Genomic DNA, 19,632 nt, shown 5'->3' with positions numbered 1-19,632 from the left:
ATCACCTGACGCAGGTGGCCGGTTGCCGCTCTTTGGTGAGGCGGACGCTGTCAGCGGAGATGCCGTCACCGTCGGTGAGGGCATAGCCGGCGCGTTCGTACCGCTTGATGTTGCTCGTGCTGCGGTGGCCGGTGAACAGTTCGTAGTACGCGGTTTCCTCGGGGGCCTGCTGTTCGGCGTATGCGAGAAGCCAGGAACCGATGCCGTTGCCGGCCTGGTCGGGAGCCACCATGAGGCGACCGATCAGCCACCCACTCCCGTGTGCCCGGGCCCGGACCGCTGCTACGAGGCGCCCGTTTCGGCGTACGCACCACAGCTGCCAGGTCGACATCGATTCGCGCAGGTCGTCGAGTGTCTCCCGGAGCGGCGGCAGGTCGAGGGTGTCGTTCGCGATGGCCTCCTGCACCCAGCAGCACCGCTGGAGCACGAGCAGTTCGGCCAGGTCGTCAGGCTGGGCGATGGTCAGCCTCAGCCCTTCGACCGGGCCGGACGTGCCGGTGAGGTCACTGTCGGGTTCCGCGCGTAGGGAGCGCATCGCCGAGGCGACTCGGTTCAGTTCGAGCAGCATTCTGCGAGCGGCTTCATCGAGTTCTGCGGACTGCAGGACCTGCCCGTTGTGGGTGCTGTCGGCGATGCGTAGGGCGACGGTGGCGCCGATGGGCATCATCTTCAAGGTGGTGACGACCTGCTTGGCCATCTGTACCGACCGGGTGCCAGCCGAGGTGTTGCCGTAGCTGACGAACCCCACCGGCTTCCACGCCCACTCGTGGTAGAGGAAGTCGAGGGCGTTCTTCAGTGCCGCAGGCATGCCGTAGTTGTACTCGGGTGTCACCACCACGAATGCGTCGGCTGCGGCAACCCGCCGGCTCCACGCGCGGGTGTGCTCGTGAACGTAGGCGCCGCTGGAGGGATGCTCGGGCTCGTCCAGCAGCGGCAGTCCGATGTCGGCCAGGTCCGCGATGTCGAGAGTCGTCCCGTCCGCCGGGCCTGCCGGAGCGGTTGCCTGGACGAACCAGTCGGCGATTGCCGGTCCGAGCCGTCCGGGGCGGGTGCTTGCGACGATGACCAGAACATTCAGTGACGCATTCGATGACATGTCACCGACCTTATTCGACATTTCTATGACGTGTCAACGAGGTGTAGGGTGACCGAGTGCACACTGCCTGGCTGACCGAGGATGAGGAAAATACGTGGCGTGCCTTCCGGCGCTTGCTGATAGCGTTGCCGGCCCGGCTCAGCCGGGACTTGGCCCGCGACTCGGGGCTGTCACCGGCTGACTACGAGGTGCTGAGCACGCTGTCGGAGAAGCCGAACCGTCGGTGGGCGCTCAAAGATCTCGCCGCCAAGATGGAGTGGTCGCGCAGCCGGCTGTCCCACCACGCGGCCCGCATGCAGGCCCGGGGACTCGTCGGCAAGGAGCCCGATCCGCAGGACGCGCGAGGCTGCATCCTGCACCTGACCGATGACGGCTTCAGGGTGCTGGATGACGCCGCCCCGCACCATGTCGTCTCCGTGCGGGCGCGCTTCCTCGATCATCTGAGTCCCGACGAACTGGCGCTGCTGCGCACACTGTCGACCCGGATCGCCGACCTGCCTGACTGATGCCGTGTCGAGACCGTTCCTATGGACTGTGCATGAGTTGCGTTTGCTCAGCCGCGTGCTCCGGACGGTGTTGGGCACGCTGGCCGCCCGCTTTCGGTCCGCTGTCCGGCGACGGGCATCGTGTGCGCGGTCCGGGGATGCGGTGGCGGGGTTCCTCACGCCCGGGGACAGCCGGTGCGGCCTGGGTGCTCCGATGCCTCACACGATCGCTCTGGTCGCGTGGGGGCGGTGGCGTCCGTCGCCGGGCCTTGCCCGGTACGACAACACGACACCCCCGTGCCGACCGACACGCGTCCAGCCGAACGCCGGCCCCTACCGGGGCCACCACCCGCCCACACCCCGACAAACCCATGAGCCAGTAACGATCTTGACCGTGGGTTGGCCCATGGCCGTGTTGTTCGCCGTTCGGGCGGGCAGACCGCCGCTGTTACCGGATCCGAAGCTCAGCGCAGGACGCGGAAGAAGCCCCGGATGTCGGAGGTCACCAGCTCCGGCTCCAGGTGGGCGGCGTAATGCCCGCCGGGAGCGTCGTGGATGTGCCACTGCGTGACGTTCTTGTGGTCGCGCTCGGCGAAGCGCCGGACCCCGTGAAGTCGCCTCCGAAACCAGTCACGCCCAGCGGGAACGTGCTCGCCTCGCTGGGCGCGTGGTCGGCGTTGGCGTCCTCGCGGTAGAAGCGGATCGACGAACCCGCAGTGTTGGTGAGCCAGTAGATGGCGGCATTGGTCACCACGAAGTCGTCGTCGAGCCGCCTGCCGCCCATCGCTTCGTCGTCCATCAGCTGCAGGTTCCAGCCGAGCAGGCCGGCCGGTGAGTCGGCCAGCGCGTGGGCGAGGGTCTGCGGCTGCTGTGAGTGAAGCTGGTTGAACGAGAACTTCGACGCCATGAACCACTGCAGTTGCTGCATCTGGGCCATGTCCTGCTCCGACATGCCGGCGAACTCGGCAGCATCGCCGGAGGGGAAGGAGAACACCTGCATGACGTGTACACCGACGACTCGCTCACCGGCGTGGATGGCCAGCCGTGGCGAGATCATCGAGCCGGCGTCGTTGCCGTGCGCTCCGTAGCGCTGGTATCCCAGGCGCGACATCAGCTCCGACCAGGCCGCGGCCGTGCGTACGGTGCCCCAGCCCGTGTCGGCGGCCGGGCCGGAGAAGGCGAAACCCGGCAGGGACGGGATCACCAGGTGGAACGCGTCGGCCGCGTCGCCGCCGTGCGCGGCCGGATCGGTGAGCGGGCCGATCAGGTCCAGGAACTCCACGACCGATCCCGGCCAGCCGTGGGTGAGGATCAGCGGCATCGCCGCCGGTTCCGGTGAACGCACGTGCAGGAAGTGGACGTTCTGCCCGTCGATGGTAGTGGTGAACTGGGGATGCGCGTTGATTCGCGCTTCCTGGGCACGCCAGTCGAAGGCGGACCGCCAATACTCGACGAGCCGGCGCACGTCGTCCAGACCCACCCCGTAGCCCGCCCCGGGAGCGGGATCGGCCCACCTCGTCCGGTCCAGACGGGCACGTAGGTCGGCGAGATCGGCCTCGGGAATGTCGATCCGGTACGGGCGGATCTCCGCGTTGTTGGTCATGACCTGATCCTGCGCCGTTGCCAGGGCCGGCGGCAGTGCATGAGCGCATCGGCCCCTCGCGCACAGTGCCGCCCATCACGTTGACAGGGTGCAGGCCGAACCTGTGCAATGTGCACTTTATCGAGGTCACGGAGGCGGAGTGGGGCGACGAGCCCAAACGGCCCAGGCGTTGTTGGTCATCACACTTGCCGCCTGGTTCGTGGCTCGTAGCGGGTTCGTCTTCTCCGGCGAGTACGGGACTTCGGGGATCACCGCAACGTCAGGCGTCATCGCCATGGCAGCGGTCGGCGGCCTCGCGGCGACGGTGCTGGTCATCGGCTCAAGGCGACTGTCGTCGCAGGCGACCCTGTGGGTACTGGCCGGGCAGGCGCTGCTGGCTTTCGGCCCGTACCTCCTGGTGGGTGAGGTGTGGGGGCCGGTTGCCGGAGCGGTCGTCGCCTCGGTGCTGTTCACCATGCCTCACCGGATCTCCTGGCTTTCGGGCGTACTCGTGATCGCGCTCGACGTCGGCCTGAGCGCGGTGTTCGGCCAGGCGGGCGCGGTCGGGCTCGCCCTGGTCGGCAGGCTGGTCATCGATGTGCTCGTCGGGTCGAACCTGTTCGGCGTGATGCTGCTGACCGACCTGACCCGGCGCGTGGCAGCCGAACGAGCCGCTCACGCAGCGCTCGCGGTGGCCGGGGAACGCTTCGACAACGCCGAACGCATGCGTGTCACGCTGGGCACGGACCTGTCCGCGGTGCTCCGGCTGAGCCGGCTCGGCATGGAAGGCGAGCAGGCACGGGCAAGGCTTTCCGAGATCACCGCGACCGCTCGGCGCGCCGCGCACACGGCACGGTCGATCATCGACACACGGCGGGAAATGTCCGGCGGGCAGGCTGGTGCGGACGCTCCCTCGTCCCAGACGACCATGATCTCGCCGCGGCTGGCATGGTTGTTCACCCTGGCGACGACCATCAACTGCGCTCTGCTGGTGCTGGTCAACTTCGCGTTCTACGTCCGGCCGAGCTTCGCGGGGTGGGTGCTCGTGCTGCTGACGCTGGCCGGATCCGCGGCCCTGCAGATGTACCACGGCGCTCCGCAGGTGGCCGGTCGCCCACCCCGCCGATGGCGGTGGACCCTCCCCTTGCACCTGGTGATCCTGACGGTGGCGGTCGCGCTGACCGGCCCGCACTTCGCCCCCACGATCACGTTGGCGGCCGGGGCGGTGCTGTACCGGTGGCGCCTGCCGTGGTCGCTCGGCGTCCTGGCGATCGTGATGGCAGAGTTGCTGCTGGTCATGCCGTCCAGCGCGACCGTGGGGGACCATGTCTACCTGGTCGCCAGCCTGACCGGGGCGCTGATCCAGGTGTACGCCTATTGCCGGCTGCCGGATGTGGCGCGCGAACTCGCGCAGGCCAGTGCGGGACTGGCCCGGCTGGCGGTGGTCCGAGAACGGCTGCGGGTCACCCGGGACGTCCACGACCTGCTGGGGTTGAGCATCACGGGGATCAGCCTGAAATGCGAGCTGATCGCGCGGCTCGCCGACACCGACCCCGCCAGGGCCCGACGCGAGTTCCACGAGCTGGGCACACTTGCCCTGCGCGGGCTCGCGGACATCCAAGCGGCGATCTCCGGCACCCCCGAGCTCCGATTCGCCGAAGAACTCCGGGCCGTCTGCTCCCTGCTCGACGCGTCGGGGATCCAGGCCGAGGTGGAGGTCAGCGCCGCCGCCCTGCCGGCCGCCGTCGACACGCTGCTGGCCACGGTGGTGCGGGAGGCGGTCACCAACGTCATCCGCCACGCCGCCGGCGCAACCACCTGCAAGATCGCGCTGACCACACGGGACGGGACGGCGCGGCTGCGCGTCACCAACGACGGCAAACCCGACCGCGCGGTCAGGGCCGGTGCCGGAACCGGTCTGGTCAACCTGAGTGCCCGGCTCGCCGCGGCAGGCGGGCGACTCAGCGCCGAGCCCGACGGCGACGGTTTCGTGCTCACCGCACAAGTCCCACCGCGGGCCGCTCAGCCAGGTCGGCTACACCCAGCCCGCCTCGGCCGCGATCCTGATCGCGTCGACCCGATTCCTGGCGTCGAGCTTGGTCACCGCTGAAGCCAGATAGTTGCGGACCGTCCCATAGGTGAGGAACAACTTCGCGGCCACCTCGCGCGGCGTCGCGCCCGCGGCGGTCAGCCGCAGCACATCGGTCTCCCGCTCGGTCAGCGGGCTGCCGCTCGAACCAAGCGTCGCGTAGGCCAGCTGCGGATCGATGACCCGCCCACCGGCGGCCACGACGCGAATCGCGTCGACCACCTCGCGCGGCCCGGAGTCCTTGAGCATGAAACCGGCCACCTGCGCCTGCACTGCGCGGCGCAGGTTGGCCGGTCGTCCCACCCCGGTCAACACCAACGTCCGGCAGGTGGGCAGCTCGCGCAGCAGCCGCAACGCGGCGTCGATCCCGTCGAGGCCCGGCATCTCGATGTCGACCACGGCCACATCCGGTCGGTGCCGCAACGCGGCCGCGACGACCTCATCGCCCCGTTCGACGGCCGCGACCACCTCGATGTCGTCCTCGAAGCCCAGCAGCTCCGCCAGCGCCTCGCGCAGCACGCGCACGTCCTCGGCCAGCAACACCCGGATCATCCGCGCTCCCTTCGCCGCGGGCCAGCATACGTCCACACGCGCACACCTGGGCGCGCTGAAGATTCCGACATACGAGCCCCTGACCGCACGTCATGACCGGCTGGCCGTTTCCGTCTGTCGGGCGAGCGCGCTCGACGTCAGCCGGTTGTCGTCGCGGCCAAGGACCTGAACGCGTCCACGCCGGTGAGCTCGGCCGACAGCTCCCACAGGCGCGCCGCCTCTGCGGGGTCTGTCGCGTGGGCGTGCACGCCGCCCGAGTCACTTGCCGGGCCGGCGATGTCGCAGTCCTCGCAGTACACGCCGCCCATGCCCGCGAGCTGCGGTGAGGTCGCCGCCCACACCTGCGTCGCCGCGCCCTGCTCGAGGGTCTTGAAGGTCGGGTCGGCCAGGTTGCCGTCCTCGTCGATCCAGCCTGCGGCGACCATCTCGTCTGTGGACAGGTGACGCTGCAATGGGGTGAGGATGGCACCGGGGTGTAGCGCGAACGCCCGGACGCCGGCGTCGCGCCCGAGCTTGTCGAGGTGCACGGCGAAGAGCACGTTGGCGGCCTTGGCCTGGCCGTACGCCTGCCAGCCGTCGTAGTCCGTCGTGAACTGCACGTCGTGCCAGCGGATGCCGGTGATGCCGTGGGCACCGGAGGAGACGGCGACGACCCGGCCGCGGGCGCGGGCGATCGCGGGCCAGATCCGGTTGATCAGCGCGTAGTGGCCGAGGTGATTGACCGCGAACTGCGCCTCCCAACCTGGGCCGACCCGAGTCTCGGGGCAGGCCATGATGCCCGCGTTGTTGATCACGATGTCGGCATCGCGGCCGGAGGCGGAAAAGCGCTCGGCGAACCCGCGGACGCTGTCGAGATCGGCCAGATCGAGCGCGTCGATCTCGATCCCGTCGATCCCGTCGAGCTCTTGCCTGGCGAGCTCGGGTCGCTTGGCGGGGACGACGACGTGGGCGCCCGCACTAGCCAGTGCGCGTGTCGTCACCAGCCCGAGGCCGGAGTATCCGCCGGTGACGATGGCCGTCTTGCCGGACAGGTCGATCCCTTTGAGAACGTCGTCGGTGGTGCTGCGGGCGTCGAAACCCGAGCCGATCCCGCGCTGCGGTGTGGTCATGAACCCGAAGTTAGATGCTCGACCCGGGTCTAGGTCAACGGCGTACGCTCGGCGCATGACCGCGGCAGCGAGTGAGCTGACTATCGGCCAGGTCTGCGCGCGGACCGGCCTGAGCGTGCACACCCTGCGCCTGTACGAGCGGGAGGGTCTGTTCGCGGGTGAGGTGCGGCGCGATGGGCGCGGCCGACGCGTCTACTCGGCGTGGGACGTGGAGTGGCTGGAGTACTGCATGAGGTTCCGTGCGTCGGGAATGCCGCTGGCCACGATCCGGCGCTTCGCCGAGCTAGTGCGGCAGGGAGTCGGCAACGAGCACATCCGTCTCAAGCTGCTGCGTGAGCATCGGGATGTGGTAGTGGAGCGGATCGCGGAGCTGTCCGCCTGCCTCGAAGTGATCGATTTCAAGGTCGGCGTGTACGAGGAGCACCTGGCGCAGGGCAATGCGGGAGACCTGTGGGGGCCGCCGTGACGGCGCCCTGTTTGCGATCTTGAGTGCAATAGCTGACGGTGTCGGCTCCCGAGCCGATCGCAGATCCTCTTTGGATGTCGCGTCGCTGGGCTCGCCGTGCTTTCAGCCATCCGGTGTTCACGGGCATCTCCCGGCAGCATCTGCGGCTGGTCCTGGCCGAGGTGGGTCCGGCGTGGGTCGCCGGCCGGTAGGGTCGGCTGCACGCCCGGCGCGGTGGCCGCCGTCGGCGTGCGGCGGGCGCGGGTAGACCGCTGGAGCTGCGCCTGGCTCACCGGGTGCACTAACTTCAGCATCTGCCAGCTCAACCAGTGACGGATCCTGAAAGGCTGGCCGTCCGTTCGGTCCGTCCGGTCAGCGCGGCGGGCGCCGGCGGGTGTGCGACAGCACGAACCCGTAGAGCAGGTGGTCCGCTGCCAGCGACAACCGCTGGGACAGCTTGGCTCCGGGGCGGCGCGCGATACCGAGGACCGGGGCGACGACCGTTTCGTACCCGGCCCACAGCAGCAGCCCGAAGACCGGGCCGGACCAGGCGCGGCGGCGGATACGCCGGGGAAGCAGCGCGAAACCGGCCCCGCCGACGGCGCCGTAACCCCAGTGGCAGAGTTCGATCATCGCTCTGCGCTCGCCGGTCGTCTTGCCCCGCACGAGGCCGGGCGTCTTCTGCTTCACGATCGCGTCCGGAGGCGGCTGGCCAGCCCAGCCCATCTCCACGGTGAACCTGCGCAGGCCGCTCATGGCCATGGCCGCGATCGCACCGCGCAGCGCGCCGTGGACCACCTCGGCCGGTTCGAACGCCTGGGCCAGGGAGAACGGCTGCGGGCCTGTCTCGGTGCTGTCCGCCTGCCGGCCGAAGCCCGGGTCGTGCTGCTCCGATCGGATGTCCGTGTCCCGTTCGTCCGGTGGGAACCAGTGGCCGTGGTCGGGTGGCGGGGCCAGGCCGGAACCCTCGTTGCTGCGCTCCAGCTCCGTGGTGTGGTGGGGTATGCGTGCCATCGCGACCTCCTGGACCTGCGGCAGGATCCGGTCGGATCCCGGGCTGTCGGCTCGGCAACCGGGTCGTGCCACCACGGCAGCGCGGTAGGCAACATCCGCTGCTGATCGCACAATGCGGCGGCGAACAGGTCATCGAACTCGGCCAACCGTAGCGGCGGCTCGCCGGTGGGCACGGTGCATGCCTCGGGCACCTATGCCTGGTCAGCGGTGGTCAGCTACACGACCACGACGATAGGCCCGTACTCCGGTACAGAATACGAGCCGTCGATCAAGATCACCTAAACATCATGGTTTCCGCTGGCAGCTACGGCGAGACTCTTTGGAGTCATACTGCTGGTATTGGGCTTCTTCCTTACGATCCAGCTGCTCTAACTCGAGGGGTGGTGGGCGTGGTGCTCATGATTCAGGGGAGCACCGGCGGTGATGGCAACCAAGGCCGGCCGCAAGGCTGAACAGGCCGGCGACAGCAAGTCGCTCGAGGTGCCCGCGCGCGTCGGATTGGTCGCTTACGGCGTTGTGCACCTCTTGATCGGCTGGCTGGCGCTGCAGATCGCGTGGGGGGCGTCGGGCAGCAAGAGCGCTGACACCTCCGGCGCGATGGGCACACTGGCCGCTCAGCCGTTCGGTAAGGTCCTGCTCTGGCTGGTCGCGGTCGGCCTGGTGGCGCTCGCGCTCTGGCAGGCCAGTGAAGCCGTCTGGGGTTGTCGCAACAGTGCAGGCGCCAAGCGGGTCCGCAAGCAGGTCGCCAGTGGGGCCAAGGCCGTGGTCTACGCCGCGTTGGGGGTCAGCGCAGCTGTGGTTGCGCTCGGCTCCGGATCGTCGAGCTCGCAGTCGCAGGAGAGGACCACGTCGGGTGTGCTGGCGTGGCCGGGCGGGCGGGTGATCGTCGTGGCCGCCGGGCTGATCGTTGTCGGCGTCGGCGTGGCAGGGGTGGTCAAGGGTGTGCGGAAGTCCTTCACCGAGGAGATCGGCACGTCGTCGATGTCGCCAGCGGCCCGCGAGGGTGTGGAGAGATTGGGCCAGGTCGGGTACATCGCCAAAGGGCTGGCGCTGGTCGTGGTGGGAGGCCTGCTCAGCTATGCGACGGTGACCTACGACCGGCAGAAGGCGCAGGGACTGGACGGCGCGCTGGAGACGATCCTGGCGCAGCCGTTCGGGAGGTTTCTGCTCACCGCGGTGGCGCTCGGCTTCGTGGCCTTCGGCCTGTTCGCGATGCTCCAGTCGCGATACCGCCGGATGTAGCCCGGCCGCAACAAGTGCATGGACGCCCGGATTGAACACATCGGAAGCGGCACGCGTCCCGACCATGCCCACCGCCAGCCCCGACATGACAATGCGCGCCGCCCATAGCAACACCGCTCTGGACCAGTTCCTCGCCCTCACACCGGCCGGAGGGGTTACGAACGGGCCTTGTTCGATGTCGGCGATCGTGTGATCCAAGGGTTGGGGACGTCGCCGTCAGGTCTTCACGCCTTCGCCTTGGCGGTCGACGAGTTGCCGGTCTCGATACGCCGCTGGCGGCCTCAGCCGGGGTGCACCCCTACCGCATCGCGGATCTTGGAGCCCTCCCGTGCGTCGGCGGAGCGGGCGCAGTGCGCGCAGCAGTAGAAGTGCCCGGACACCTCCACGCCATGCCCGATGATCTTGGTGGCGCAGTGCTCGCAAGCCGGAGCCAGCATGTTCACCGCACACTCGAACGAGTCGAAGACGTGCACTGCGCCCCCGGACGTGTGCACCTCGAACGACCGCCAGTAGTCGTTCTTGCAGACCTCACAGGTCCCCATCACAACCTCCCATCGGTAGCACCTCTCCCAGTGTCCGGTCGACACAAACCTGTCAGGGGTGAAACACCTGTTTTGATCTGCCGCTGCGTCGCAGAGCCAAAGCGGTGCGTCGGGTGGTCGCCGGCGGGCCGGCATGCCCCACATCAGCCCCGATCCGCGACCGTAGTTGTTCTTGTGTGGTCGATACGGCTGGTGGCCGTTGCGTCGAGGGTTCGCTTCTATCGCGGATGCCGTTCCGCTGCGGTCTGGCATCTCACGCAGAGAGTGGCCGAGGGTGAGGCGAGCAGACGCTCGGCCAAGATTGGCTGGCGGCAGGTGGCGCAGGTGCCGTATGTGCCGTCCCGGAGGCGTGTGAGCGCCTCGATGAGCTGGTCGCGCCGTTGCTGGAGGCTACGCGCGACCAGTTCCTCGTTCTCGATGTCGGTCGCGTTCACGCTGCTGTCTGCCGTGTTGGCGGCATCGGCCGTCTGCCCACGTCGCAGCCCTGCCGCTCTGGCCAGTTGGCCTTCATACTCGATGGTGACCTCTTCGAGCCTGTCGAGTAGCTCGATCGCGAGTGGGGCTCTGTCGATGGCGCTGCTTACTGCCGTCGTCATCTCTGTGGCACTCCAATGTCGGGGATGGGTGGCGAGGTGGCGGTCTGCGCGGTGCGGGGTCCGCAGCGCGCGTTACTCAACGGACGCCGGGCTGCTGCTTGCGTGTCCGTGCCGTCGTGCGGATGCCTGCCCTGAGGCTTCGCCGACTTGTGCGGTCGCGGTGGCGACTCACCCGGTGATGTCGCCCGTGCGATGGTCACGGGTGCGGCCGGCGGTGGTGCGGCGGTGCGCATGGTGACGGTGGCGTCGCAGTGTCTGGCGTTGAGGGTGAACCCGGCGGGCGGCTGCCTGCGTATGCCGGCGTGCCGGCCGGTCAACGTCAGCGCGGCCGGGAGCCCTGAGGGCAGGGCGGACAGGTTCGTGACCGTCACCTGGCGGCCCTGCTGCCCGACGTGGATGGTCGCGGCGTCGGTCGCCTGCCGTTTGGCTGTCCTGGTTGGTGGGGTGCCGGCCACGGTCTCGCCGCTGGGTAGCCAGAACTGCAGAATCCATTGGTCGAGTGGGTCTTGTGCGGTGTTGGTCACGGTCACCGCCGCGGCGAACTGGCGGTCGTTGGTGTAGTCGGCGCTGTAGACGATGGAGCACGACACCTGGTTCGCGGTGTCGGCCCGCGCCGTTGCCGTCGGCGAGCCGGGCGGATACCAGAGGTAGCCGAGCGTGAGTACGGCGCACAGTGCGGCGGCACCCACCAGGACTCGCCGACGTGGCAGATGTAGGCGTGGCATGTCGAGGGCGATGGTCTTCGTCTCGCCGTCGCCGGCGGGGGATCGGGCGGGAACCTCGTCCGGCCGTGGCGTGGCGACGGCGATGCGTTCGACCTCGCGGGACAGGATCTGTGCCAGCTCGGCTGCCGACGGGCGGTGGTGCGGTTCGCGGGCCAGGCACCGGTTGCAGACGTCCTCGATCGCTCGCGGCAGGTCCAGTTGCGGCAGGCGTCGCGGCTGCACGTGGGCGTGGGCGTACAGCGCCTCAGTGACGGTGCCCGCGTCCCAGGGCAGGCGCCCGGAAAGGCACCGGTAGAGCACCAGCCCGGCTGCGTACACGTCGGCGCCGGCGGTGACCTGGCCTCGGGTGAGGCGTTCCGGCGCGAGGTATGGCGCGGTCCCGACGATGTCGTCGCCGCTGTGCTGCTCGTCGCCGATCAGAGCGCAGATCCCGAAGTCCAGGACCTTCACACCTGTAGACGTGAGCATGATGTTGGTCGGGCTCACGTCGCGGTGCACGATCCCGGCCGCGTGCGCAGCCGTCAACGCCGCCGCCAGCTGCGCGCATACGCTGACCGCCTCGCGCCAGGGCAACCGGCCGAGGCGTAACACGTGCGACAGCAGTTCGCCGTCGAGCATCTCCATGACCAGATACGGCGTCAGGGTGCCGTCATCGGCGCGGTGCACACCGAAGTCGTACACGGAGGTGATGTTCGGATGGCGTAACGCGGCAACCGCCCTGGCCTCCATCAGCAGCCGGCGGGGCAGCGCCGGGTCCGCGGCCACGCCGGGCGCGAGCAGCTTGACCGCGACCTGCCGCTGCAGGACCTCGTCGTGGGCGTCCCACACCACCGACATCCCGCCGGCCCCTACCTGCTTGATCAGCCAGTACCGGTCGTCGAGCCGCAGACTGTCGTCTGCCCCTGTCCCGATGTTCATACCGGCGTTGAGGTCGGCGCGAGCTGTACGGACTGCTCGTCGGTGGGCACGGCAGGAACGATGATGATCATCGGGTTGTCGGGCGGCTTGTTCATACCTCACCTCTGGCGCGTCCTGGCGGGCTGCCGAGGTCTGGGGCAGAGGTCAATCACTTGGCCCAATGTGCGTAGTGTACGCCGATGTCCGGTTCCGGCGTGACACGAGTTCGCATCGCCTGATCGAGAACGGTAATTGCGGGCTTTGGAGTGGTACGTTGCGCCCGATGCCGGTGCAGCCGGCTTAGCTGCCCTGGCCCTCGGCGGCATAAGCTCAGTTGAGGGTGAGGCGATGCAGCAGCTGTCACGCGTCGAATTGGCAGGTGGATCACCACCCGTCGACGACGGTGTCACCAAGGATGGTGGGTGAGACCGTGGCGGATCGGTACGCCCAGGTGGAAGCGCTCATCGGGCGCGAGCTCGCATCCGACGACGACGAGCACGGTGTCGCCGCCGGTATGCGGCGGCTGTGCGGCGCCGCGGGGCGCGCGCTGTCGGCTTCAGGCGCCGGTTTGACCGTTATGGCCGACGGCGGGCTGCGGGGCGTGACAGCGGCTTCCGATGCGGCCACCGAACGCCTGGAAGAGCTGCAACTTACCCTCGGCGAAGGGCCGTGCATCGATGCGTACGGGTCCATGCGCCCGGTCCTGATCCCTGATCTGGGCGATGGCGCGATGGCCCGCTGGCCCGTCTACGCCCCCGCGGTGCACGCCGAGGGCGTGCGGGCGGTGTTCGCGTTCCCGCTGCAGATCGGTGCCGCCCGCCTCGGGGTGATGGACGTGTTCCGGACCGAGGCCGGGATGCTGTCACCCGACGAACTCACCCTGGCGCTCACCTTCGCCGAGGTCGCGGTGTCGACCCTGCTCGACGGGCACGACAACACCCGCGTGGGCGTGGCCGACGATTGGCTCGACGATCCGCTGGGCTCACGGGCCGAGCTGTTCCAGGCCCAGGGGATGGTCATGGTCCAGCTGCGGGTGAGCCTTGCCGAGGCGATGGTGCGGATGCGTGCGCACGCCTACGTCCACGACCTGCGCCTGTACGACGTCGCCGCCGATGTCGTTGCCCGCCGCCTCAGTTTCGACACCCCACAGCCATGAACGACGACTTCAACCACCCTGGGAAAGGGGAGGAGGCAGCCATGACCACCGTATCCGCGCAGCGGCTCGCACGGGTGTTCGTCGAGATCGCCGACACCCTCGTGGACGAGTTCGATCTGATCGAGTTCCTCCAGTTGCTCGCCGGCCGCACCGCAGACCTGCTGGACGCCTCGCCCGTCGGGCTGCTGCTGGCCGACCAGCACGGCCGGCTGGAGTTCATGGCGGCCTCAGACGAGAACGTCAAGCTGCTGGAGCTGTTCCAGGTCCAGAATCAAGAAGGCCCGTGCCTGGACGCGTTCCGCACCGGCACTCCGGTGGTCAACGCCGACCTGCAGCAGGCCGCCGGGCGCTGGCCGCTGTTCGCGCCCCGCGCCGTGCAGGCCGGGTTCCGCTCAGTGCACGCGTTCCCGCTGCGGCTGCGCGCCGAACGCATCGGTGCGATGAACGTGTTCAGCAGTCACGTCGGGGGGCGCCTGGACGACACCGATGTGGAGATCGTGCAGGCCCTGGCTGACGTGGCCTCGATCGGTCTGCTCCAGGAGCGGGCCATCAGCCGCGGGGAGCGGCTCAGCGAGCAGCTGCAGGGCGCGTTGAACAGCCGCATCGTCATCGAGCAGGCCAAGGGCGCTGTTGCGCAGTCGCGTGGCGTCAGTGTGGACGAGGCGTTCGCACTGATCCGCGCCTACTGCCGCAGCAACAACCTGCGCCTGGGCGAGGTCGCACACACCATCACCACCGACCTTGCCAGCATCCCGGACCTCACCCGCCCGTGATCGAGGCGGGATATTGCATCAGGTCCGGTCAGGCGAAGATGGCGAGGTAGATCGCGACGTGGTGGCAGAGCGCGGCGACCAGCGTGCAGGCGTGGAACACCTCGTGGTGGCCGAACACCGCAGGCCACGGCTCCGGTCGGCGCAGCGCGAACAGGACCGCGCCGACGCTGTAGCCGACACCGCCCAGCGCCAGCATGACCAGCGCGAGCACCCCGGCCACCTGCGCGACTTCGGGCAGGATCGCGACAGCCGCCCAGCCCAGAGCCAGATAAAGCGGTGCGGAGACCGCGCGGGGAGCGTGCGGCCAGATCATCGACATCGTGACGCCGGCCAGCGCGCCGGCCCAGACGATCGACAGCAGCACCGTCGCCTTGGCCTGGCTGAGCAACAGCACAGACAGTGGTGTGTGCGTGCCGGCGATGAACACGAAGATCATCGCATGGTCCAGGCGACGCATGGCCTGGTAGCCTCGTTCGCTCCAGACCCGGCGGTGGTAGAGCCCGCTGACGGCGAACAGCGCGCAGACGGTGACGCTGTAGATCGCGGTGCTGACGACCGGTGCGACGCCCGGCCTGGTGGCGGCCACACCGACCATGACCACGCCGCAGACCGCGGCGACGAAGAAGCCGTACGCGTGCAACCGGCCACGCATCCGCGGCTGGCCGAAATCGGAGAGCGCGGGTCGACGCGCGGTGAGGGTCACGCCATCCGCCGCAGCCGGGACAGTGCGCGGGCCAGTAGCCGCGAGATGTGCATCTGCGAGACGCCCAGCTGCGCCGCGATCTGCACCTGGGTCAACTCCTCGTCGAAACGCATGGCGATGATGCGCCGGTCACGCTCCGACAGGCGGGCGAGCCGCCGCTGCAGCAGCATCCGGTTCTCCACGGTCCCCATGGCGGGATCCCACGCCCCTAACGACTCCGACAGCTCCATGTCGCCGTCGGTTCGGGGCTTGTCCAGCGACAACAGCCGGTAGGCGTGACCGGCCTGACGGGCGACGCCCAGCTCGTGCCCGCTCACCTCGAGCCGATCGGCCAGCTGCGCCGAGCTCGGCGAGCTCTGCAGATCACGGGTCAGCTCATCGGTGACCGTGGCGAGCTGAAGGTAGAGCTCCTGCAAACGGCGCGGCACCCGAACGTCCCAGGTGCTGTCGCGGAAGTGCCGCTTGATCTCGCCGAGGATGGTGGGGGTCGCGTAGCCGGTGAAGGGAATGCCGCGGGTGATGTCATATCCGTCGACTGCATTGATCAGCCCGATGACCGCCGCCTGCGTGATGTCGTCGAAGGGCTCGCCGCGGCGGGTGAACCGGCGGGCGAGGTAGCCGGTCATGGGCAGGTACCACTCGATGGCCCTGGCTCGCGCGGCAGGCCGCCCCGGGTCATCTGCGGGCAGGGCGTGCAGCATGGCTAGCAGCGGATCGGCCTCGCTCGGCCAGTCGGCGGCGATGTCCGCGGGCTTCCCGGCTCCCCGCCGGGGCTGCCAGTGGTCGGGCTGCTCGGGCGGCCGGGGCGGTGCGGCGGTGACATGCAGGGATGTGGTCATGTCGACCCTCCAACGGCTGGCGAATCCGGATGAACCGAACCGCCACCGAGGACCAGGGTGACACGGTGACTGTACCCCGACGCACAGCACACCGCACCCATCCGAAAGCGTCGATTCCGGGCCGAAGAGCCTAGCCCTGATCAGTGTGGGACGCACGCGAACCTGGCACTGTAAATACCGACGCCGGCCGGCGCGATGCGTCAACCGTCGCGATGACGCACGGGCGCAGGCAGGTGACGCTGGACCTGCTCGCGTAGGCGCTCGAGCTGGGCAGCTACCCACGCAAGGGATTGCCAAACGCGGCTGCTCACTATCCGTGTAGACATCCCAGCAGAGGCCCGGTCGGCCAGCCTTGCCAAGGATGATCATCATTGTGATTTCGCAGTCGGCTCGACATGGGTCGCGCGCTCTACCGTCTCGGCGTACAGAACACTCGGCTCGGACACGAAGGGCTCGTGCGCCGTCCGAACGGACCGTTCGCGCCGGCGCTTTCGCATCACCCGGACACCCGCGGCGGCAGCGCCGACCGCTCCCGCGACCAGCAGCAACTTTCCGACAGCCATCTCGTCGACCCCCATTCAGCCAGCCGCTGCGGCACCCGCTGCCGACTCATACCAGAGTAGGTGTCGCCGTCGCGTGAAAACCTCACTTCCGCTGGCGAGCCCGGTCGCGACGCCGTTCCTCGTACAAACACAGCCGTTCAACAGCGGCCCGGACCGGCAGAACCGGATCATGGTCGTCGACGGTGTGGGCCTGGCATGGTTGACGCTCGCACTGCCCCAAGTCGTGATCGGGCGCCGGCGTACCGACGTCCCCTGGGTGGAGGTTGGCACGGTCTTCGTCCTGGTCCCCGTCGCTGTCATGGCGTTGGTCGCCACGAAACCGATGGAAAGCCGGCCTTGACGGCCTAACGCCGACGAACGCTGCGACGGGGCCGACAAACATCGGCATTGCGGTACCGGCAGTCGCTACGGCGACAGGCCGTGGGACGTGACAACTCGCGTACTACCGTCCGCCAGCCGGTAGAACAGTCCCACCACTGCCGTCCGGCCGTCGGCGACCTGGTCGGCGAGTACCCGTGATCGGTGCAGCAGGAGATCGACGGTGTGGCGAATGTGTTCGGCGATGATGTCGTCGTCGCCGGTGAGCCCGGCGGCGCGGGCCGCCAGGACACTCGGTGTGACACGTTCGATGATGTCTCGCACGTACCCGGTGGCGGTGATTCCGTCGGCCAGGGCCTCACGGGTCGCGGCGACCGCACCGCACGAGTCGTGGCCCAACACCACCACCAGCGGGCAGTCCAGCACGCTCACGGCGTACTCGATGCTGCCCAGCACCTCCGGCCCTGCCACGTGACCCGCGGTACGGACCACGAACAGGTCACCCAGCCCCCGATCGAAGATGATCTCAGCGGCCAGGCGTGAGTCGGAGCAGCCGAACAGTACGGCAAACGGCCGCTGGCCCGGTGCGGTCTCGGCGCGGCGCGTGGCGTCCTGGTTGGGATGCTCGGGCGTGCCGCGCAGGAAGCGCTGGTTGCCGGCCAGCAGCAGTTCGATGGCCTGGGAGGCGCTCAGCGGCGTGCCGTCAGTCATGATCGAAGGCTACGACAACCCGGTCTGCGCACAACTCATTCCGAAAAGGCGGCAACTTGCCGCTCGTACCGCCTCCCCCGGTTACATGCACCGGTCATGAACTGGTCGCCAACGCCGCAACCGACGGCAGCGAGTGCCTGGTTCAGCCTGCGCCCAACACGCGGCCCTGGTGATCGGCTTTGACGATATCGGACCACGGGTCAGCGGCTACGTCGGCCAGCAGTTGAGGAACGGGCGTCCAGGGGTGAACGCCCGTCATCGCCGACGGACGACGTCCGCGTCGTGACGGCGAACACCAGTCGCCCCGCAGGACCGGGTCGCGGCTTGCGACACCCACGACGAGTTGAAGCGCGCCGGGGGAGAGCATTTCGAGCTGTTCACGCTGCCGGTCGGGGCGTACGCGACGTGCTCGGAGGGTGCTGCCTGGTCAGGCGGACCGTCGTGCATGGCCGTCGCCGCGGTTCCACCACCGCGGTGGCTACGCAGGCTGACGGCGCTACGGGCCGGCCTGTGCGCCACGAACCGGATGGTGAGAAAAAATCACCTTTCAGGGTTTATCGCACTTAATGGGGCAAAGTAAACGAGTCAGCCGTATTAGCCATTAAGGTCAGGTATTAGTTGTTATGTCCGATCACCTGCGCCCTCACCTTCTTGGGACGCAGGCCAACGGCCAGCGATGCCTGCATCCGGAGGCGGGCAGTGAGCGGGTCACGACGAGCTTGCTGAGAGTTCGTACACATTCCACAGGAGTTCCGCTAATGACACTGCAAGTCTCGACAGCGCCATACTGGCGCACACGTTCCGCCTGGTTCGCGGCTGGCCTCACGATGGTGGCCGCCGTCGCCGCGTTGGCGATGGTTCCGACACGGGCCTATGCGCTTGCGACAGCCCCGAATCTCGGCACCGCGGAGAGTTTCGCGGTTCTGGCCAACACGACGGTCACCAATATCCCTCCCACCGAGATCTTTGGAGACCTCGGAGTATGCCCGGGCACGGCAGTCACCGGTGCCCCGAATGTGCACGGTGTGATCCATACCGGAAACGACGCCGTCTGCCTTGGGGCACAGGTAGACCTGACGACGGCATACAACAACGCTGCGGGGCAAACATCCACCGGCGTTGCTCCGACGGACCTCGCGGGCCTCACGCTGACCCCCGGTGTCTACACCGGCGGCGCCGTCGGCCTCACCGACACTCTCACGCTGGATGCTCAAGGCAACCCCGACGCGGTGTGGATCTTCCAGATCGCGTCGACCCTGATCACGTCCCCCGCGAGCCGCGTGCTCGTGATCAACGGGGCTCAGCCGTGCAATGTGTTCTGGCAAGTCGGAAGCTCCGCGACTCTCGACACGACCACCACTTTTGTGGGCACGATCATGGCTCTGGAATCAATCGCTTTGAAGACAGGGGCGACTATCCAGGGCCGGGCCCTGGCGCGCGGCGCTGCCGTGACGATGGATAGAAACACGATCATCCGGCCGCTGTGTGGCACGGGTGGTACTACGACGGCCGGCACCACGGCAGGCACCACGGCAGGCACGACTGCAGGCACCACGGCTGGGACGACGGCTGGGACGACGGCTGGGACGACGGCTGGGACGACGGCTGGGACGACGGCTGGCACGACGGCTGGCACGACGGCTGGGACGACGGCTGGCACGACAGCTGGGACGACGGCTGGCACGACGGCTGGCACGACAGCTGGCACGACAGCTGGCACGACAGCTGGCACGACAGCTGGGACGACGGCTGGGACGACAGCTGGCACGACAGCTGGCACGACAGCTGGCACGACAGCTGGCACGACAGCTGGCACGACAGCTGGCACGACAGCTGGGACGACTGCAGGCACGACGGGCGGCACGACCGGCGGCGGACATGGGCATGGCGGCACGACCGGCGGCGGGCACGGATATGGCGGCACGACCGGCGGCGGGCACGGATATGGCGGCACCACCGGCGGTGGGCGCGGGCACGGCGGCGGCACCGGTGGGCACAGCGGTGGCAACGACCCGTGGAGGCCGTAGCAGAGTTGTGTACTCAACCGGCGGCGCGAACTGCGGGTTAGGTACCCAGGGTCTGTGGGGCTGGCAGTGGGCGGCCGATGCTTCCCGGCGAAGGTGAGCGCCTGAGCCGGTCGCGGGCCGGATGCCGGATGGGGCCAGGGGCGCGCGACGGTTCGTTACGACACCGTC

The 19,632-nt window shown here is 68.6% G+C and carries 19 protein-coding genes and 1 pseudogene; 9 read left to right on the top strand and 11 right to left on the bottom strand.

Going from position 1 to position 19,632, the window contains the following annotated elements; genetic code table 11:
* Position 1: 1 nt before the first annotated feature.
* A complete protein-coding gene (locus F9C41_RS15860) occupies positions 2–1,096 on the bottom strand; it encodes a bifunctional NAD(P)H-dependent oxidoreductase/GNAT family N-acetyltransferase (RefSeq protein WP_230689655.1) in 1,095 nt (364 codons plus the stop codon).
* Positions 1,097–1,152: 56 nt separating this feature from the next.
* On the opposite strand from F9C41_RS15860, the gene F9C41_RS15855 reads away from it, so the two are divergent.
* Complete coding sequence (locus F9C41_RS15855) at positions 1,153–1,602, top strand: MarR family winged helix-turn-helix transcriptional regulator (protein WP_155387579.1); 450 nt, start codon at positions 1,153–1,155, stop codon at positions 1,600–1,602.
* Positions 1,603–2,083: 481 nt separating this feature from the next.
* On the opposite strand, the gene F9C41_RS15850 is transcribed toward F9C41_RS15855, so the two are convergent.
* Entirely contained in the window at positions 2,084–3,184 is a 1,101-nt protein-coding gene (locus F9C41_RS15850; RefSeq protein WP_330164769.1) for an epoxide hydrolase family protein, read from the bottom strand.
* A 199-nt stretch (positions 3,185–3,383) separates the two neighbouring features.
* Here F9C41_RS15850 and F9C41_RS15845 point away from each other — a divergent pair, with 199 nt between their 5' ends.
* Positions 3,384–5,273 (top strand): sensor histidine kinase, encoded by a 1,890-nt coding sequence (locus F9C41_RS15845; RefSeq protein ID WP_155387578.1) that lies wholly within the window; start codon positions 3,384–3,386, stop codon positions 5,271–5,273.
* On the opposite strand, the gene F9C41_RS15840 is transcribed toward F9C41_RS15845, so the two are convergent.
* Positions 5,199–5,804: a response regulator transcription factor gene (locus F9C41_RS15840; RefSeq protein ID WP_155387577.1), complete on the bottom strand. Its 606-nt coding sequence runs from the start codon at positions 5,802–5,804 to the stop codon at positions 5,199–5,201. The two genes, F9C41_RS15845 and F9C41_RS15840, sit on opposite strands and share 75 nt — an antisense overlap.
* Before the next feature lie 137 nt (positions 5,805–5,941).
* The gene (locus tag F9C41_RS15835; RefSeq protein WP_155387576.1) at positions 5,942–6,913 is read right to left on the bottom strand and encodes an SDR family NAD(P)-dependent oxidoreductase; all 972 of its coding nucleotides are present in this window, start codon (positions 6,911–6,913) and stop codon (positions 5,942–5,944) included.
* A gap of 55 nt (positions 6,914–6,968) precedes the next feature.
* Here F9C41_RS15835 and F9C41_RS15830 point away from each other — a divergent pair, with 55 nt between their 5' ends.
* Positions 6,969–7,379: a MerR family transcriptional regulator gene (locus F9C41_RS15830; RefSeq protein WP_155387575.1), complete on the top strand. Its 411-nt coding sequence runs from the start codon at positions 6,969–6,971 to the stop codon at positions 7,377–7,379.
* Between the two features lie 351 nt (positions 7,380–7,730).
* Here the strand turns inward: F9C41_RS15830 and F9C41_RS15825 are convergent, their stop codons facing one another.
* Positions 7,731–8,372: a hypothetical protein gene (locus F9C41_RS15825; RefSeq protein ID WP_155387574.1), complete on the bottom strand. Its 642-nt coding sequence runs from the start codon at positions 8,370–8,372 to the stop codon at positions 7,731–7,733.
* A gap of 423 nt (positions 8,373–8,795) precedes the next feature.
* Here F9C41_RS15825 and F9C41_RS15820 point away from each other — a divergent pair, with 423 nt between their 5' ends.
* Complete coding sequence (locus F9C41_RS15820) at positions 8,796–9,614, top strand: DUF1206 domain-containing protein (protein WP_155387573.1); 819 nt, start codon at positions 8,796–8,798, stop codon at positions 9,612–9,614.
* 281 nt (positions 9,615–9,895) lie between these two features.
* Here the strand turns inward: F9C41_RS15820 and F9C41_RS15815 are convergent, their stop codons facing one another.
* The 3 genes from F9C41_RS15815 to F9C41_RS15805 form a co-directional block, all read right to left on the bottom strand.
* Complete coding sequence (locus F9C41_RS15815) at positions 9,896–10,156, bottom strand: Prokaryotic metallothionein (RefSeq protein ID WP_155387572.1); 261 nt, start codon at positions 10,154–10,156, stop codon at positions 9,896–9,898.
* A gap of 218 nt (positions 10,157–10,374) precedes the next feature.
* On the bottom strand, positions 10,375–10,752 hold the full coding sequence (locus F9C41_RS15810) for a TraR/DksA family transcriptional regulator (RefSeq protein ID WP_155387571.1): 378 nt from the start codon (positions 10,750–10,752) through the stop codon (positions 10,375–10,377).
* Positions 10,749–12,395: a serine/threonine-protein kinase gene (locus F9C41_RS15805; protein WP_155387570.1), complete on the bottom strand. Its 1,647-nt coding sequence runs from the start codon at positions 12,393–12,395 to the stop codon at positions 10,749–10,751. Before F9C41_RS15805 ends, F9C41_RS15810 begins: the two co-directional genes overlap by 4 nt.
* 394 nt (positions 12,396–12,789) lie before the next feature.
* On the opposite strand from F9C41_RS15805, the gene F9C41_RS15800 reads away from it, so the two are divergent.
* Together F9C41_RS15800 and F9C41_RS15795 are read left to right on the top strand one after the other, a co-directional pair.
* On the top strand, positions 12,790–13,530 hold the full coding sequence (locus F9C41_RS15800) for a GAF and ANTAR domain-containing protein (protein ID WP_155387569.1): 741 nt from the start codon (positions 12,790–12,792) through the stop codon (positions 13,528–13,530).
* Between the two features lie 41 nt (positions 13,531–13,571).
* The gene (locus F9C41_RS15795) at positions 13,572–14,303 is read left to right on the top strand and encodes a GAF and ANTAR domain-containing protein (protein WP_155387568.1); all 732 of its coding nucleotides are present in this window, start codon (positions 13,572–13,574) and stop codon (positions 14,301–14,303) included.
* 28 nt (positions 14,304–14,331) lie between these two features.
* Here F9C41_RS15795 and trhA read toward each other — a convergent pair whose 3' ends face one another.
* Entirely contained in the window at positions 14,332–14,955 is a 624-nt protein-coding gene (gene trhA / locus F9C41_RS15790; protein WP_155387968.1) for a PAQR family membrane homeostasis protein TrhA, read from the bottom strand.
* Between the two features lie 47 nt (positions 14,956–15,002).
* A complete protein-coding gene (locus F9C41_RS15785) occupies positions 15,003–15,845 on the bottom strand; it encodes a SigB/SigF/SigG family RNA polymerase sigma factor (RefSeq protein ID WP_230689654.1) in 843 nt (280 codons plus the stop codon).
* Positions 15,846–16,481: 636 nt separating this feature from the next.
* Between F9C41_RS15785 and F9C41_RS15780 the strand changes: the two genes are divergently transcribed.
* Positions 16,482–16,748 carry a hypothetical protein gene (locus F9C41_RS15780; RefSeq protein ID WP_155387567.1) on the top strand — a complete coding sequence of 89 codons (267 nt, stop codon included), beginning with the start codon at positions 16,482–16,484 and terminating at the stop codon, positions 16,746–16,748.
* 65 nt (positions 16,749–16,813) lie between these two features.
* Here the strand turns inward: F9C41_RS15780 and F9C41_RS15775 are convergent, their stop codons facing one another.
* Entirely contained in the window at positions 16,814–17,437 is a 624-nt protein-coding gene (locus tag F9C41_RS15775; protein ID WP_155387566.1) for a carbonic anhydrase, read from the bottom strand.
* A 623-nt stretch (positions 17,438–18,060) separates the two neighbouring features.
* On the opposite strand from F9C41_RS15775, the pseudogene F9C41_RS42170 reads away from it, so the two are divergent.
* Positions 18,061–18,849: pseudogene (locus F9C41_RS42170) on the top strand (ice-binding family protein); the annotation flags it as partial.
* A gap of 71 nt (positions 18,850–18,920) precedes the next feature.
* On the top strand, positions 18,921–19,505 hold the full coding sequence (locus F9C41_RS41265; RefSeq protein WP_230689653.1) for a hypothetical protein: 585 nt from the start codon (positions 18,921–18,923) through the stop codon (positions 19,503–19,505).
* Positions 19,506–19,632 lie beyond the last annotated feature (127 nt).

This window comes from Catellatospora paridis (genome assembly GCF_009720365.1).
Classification (GTDB): Bacteria; Actinomycetota; Actinomycetes; order Mycobacteriales; family Micromonosporaceae; genus Catellatospora; species Catellatospora paridis.
Note: the sequence above shows the minus strand (reverse complement) of the source record. Positions and strands in the feature narration are given on the sequence as shown.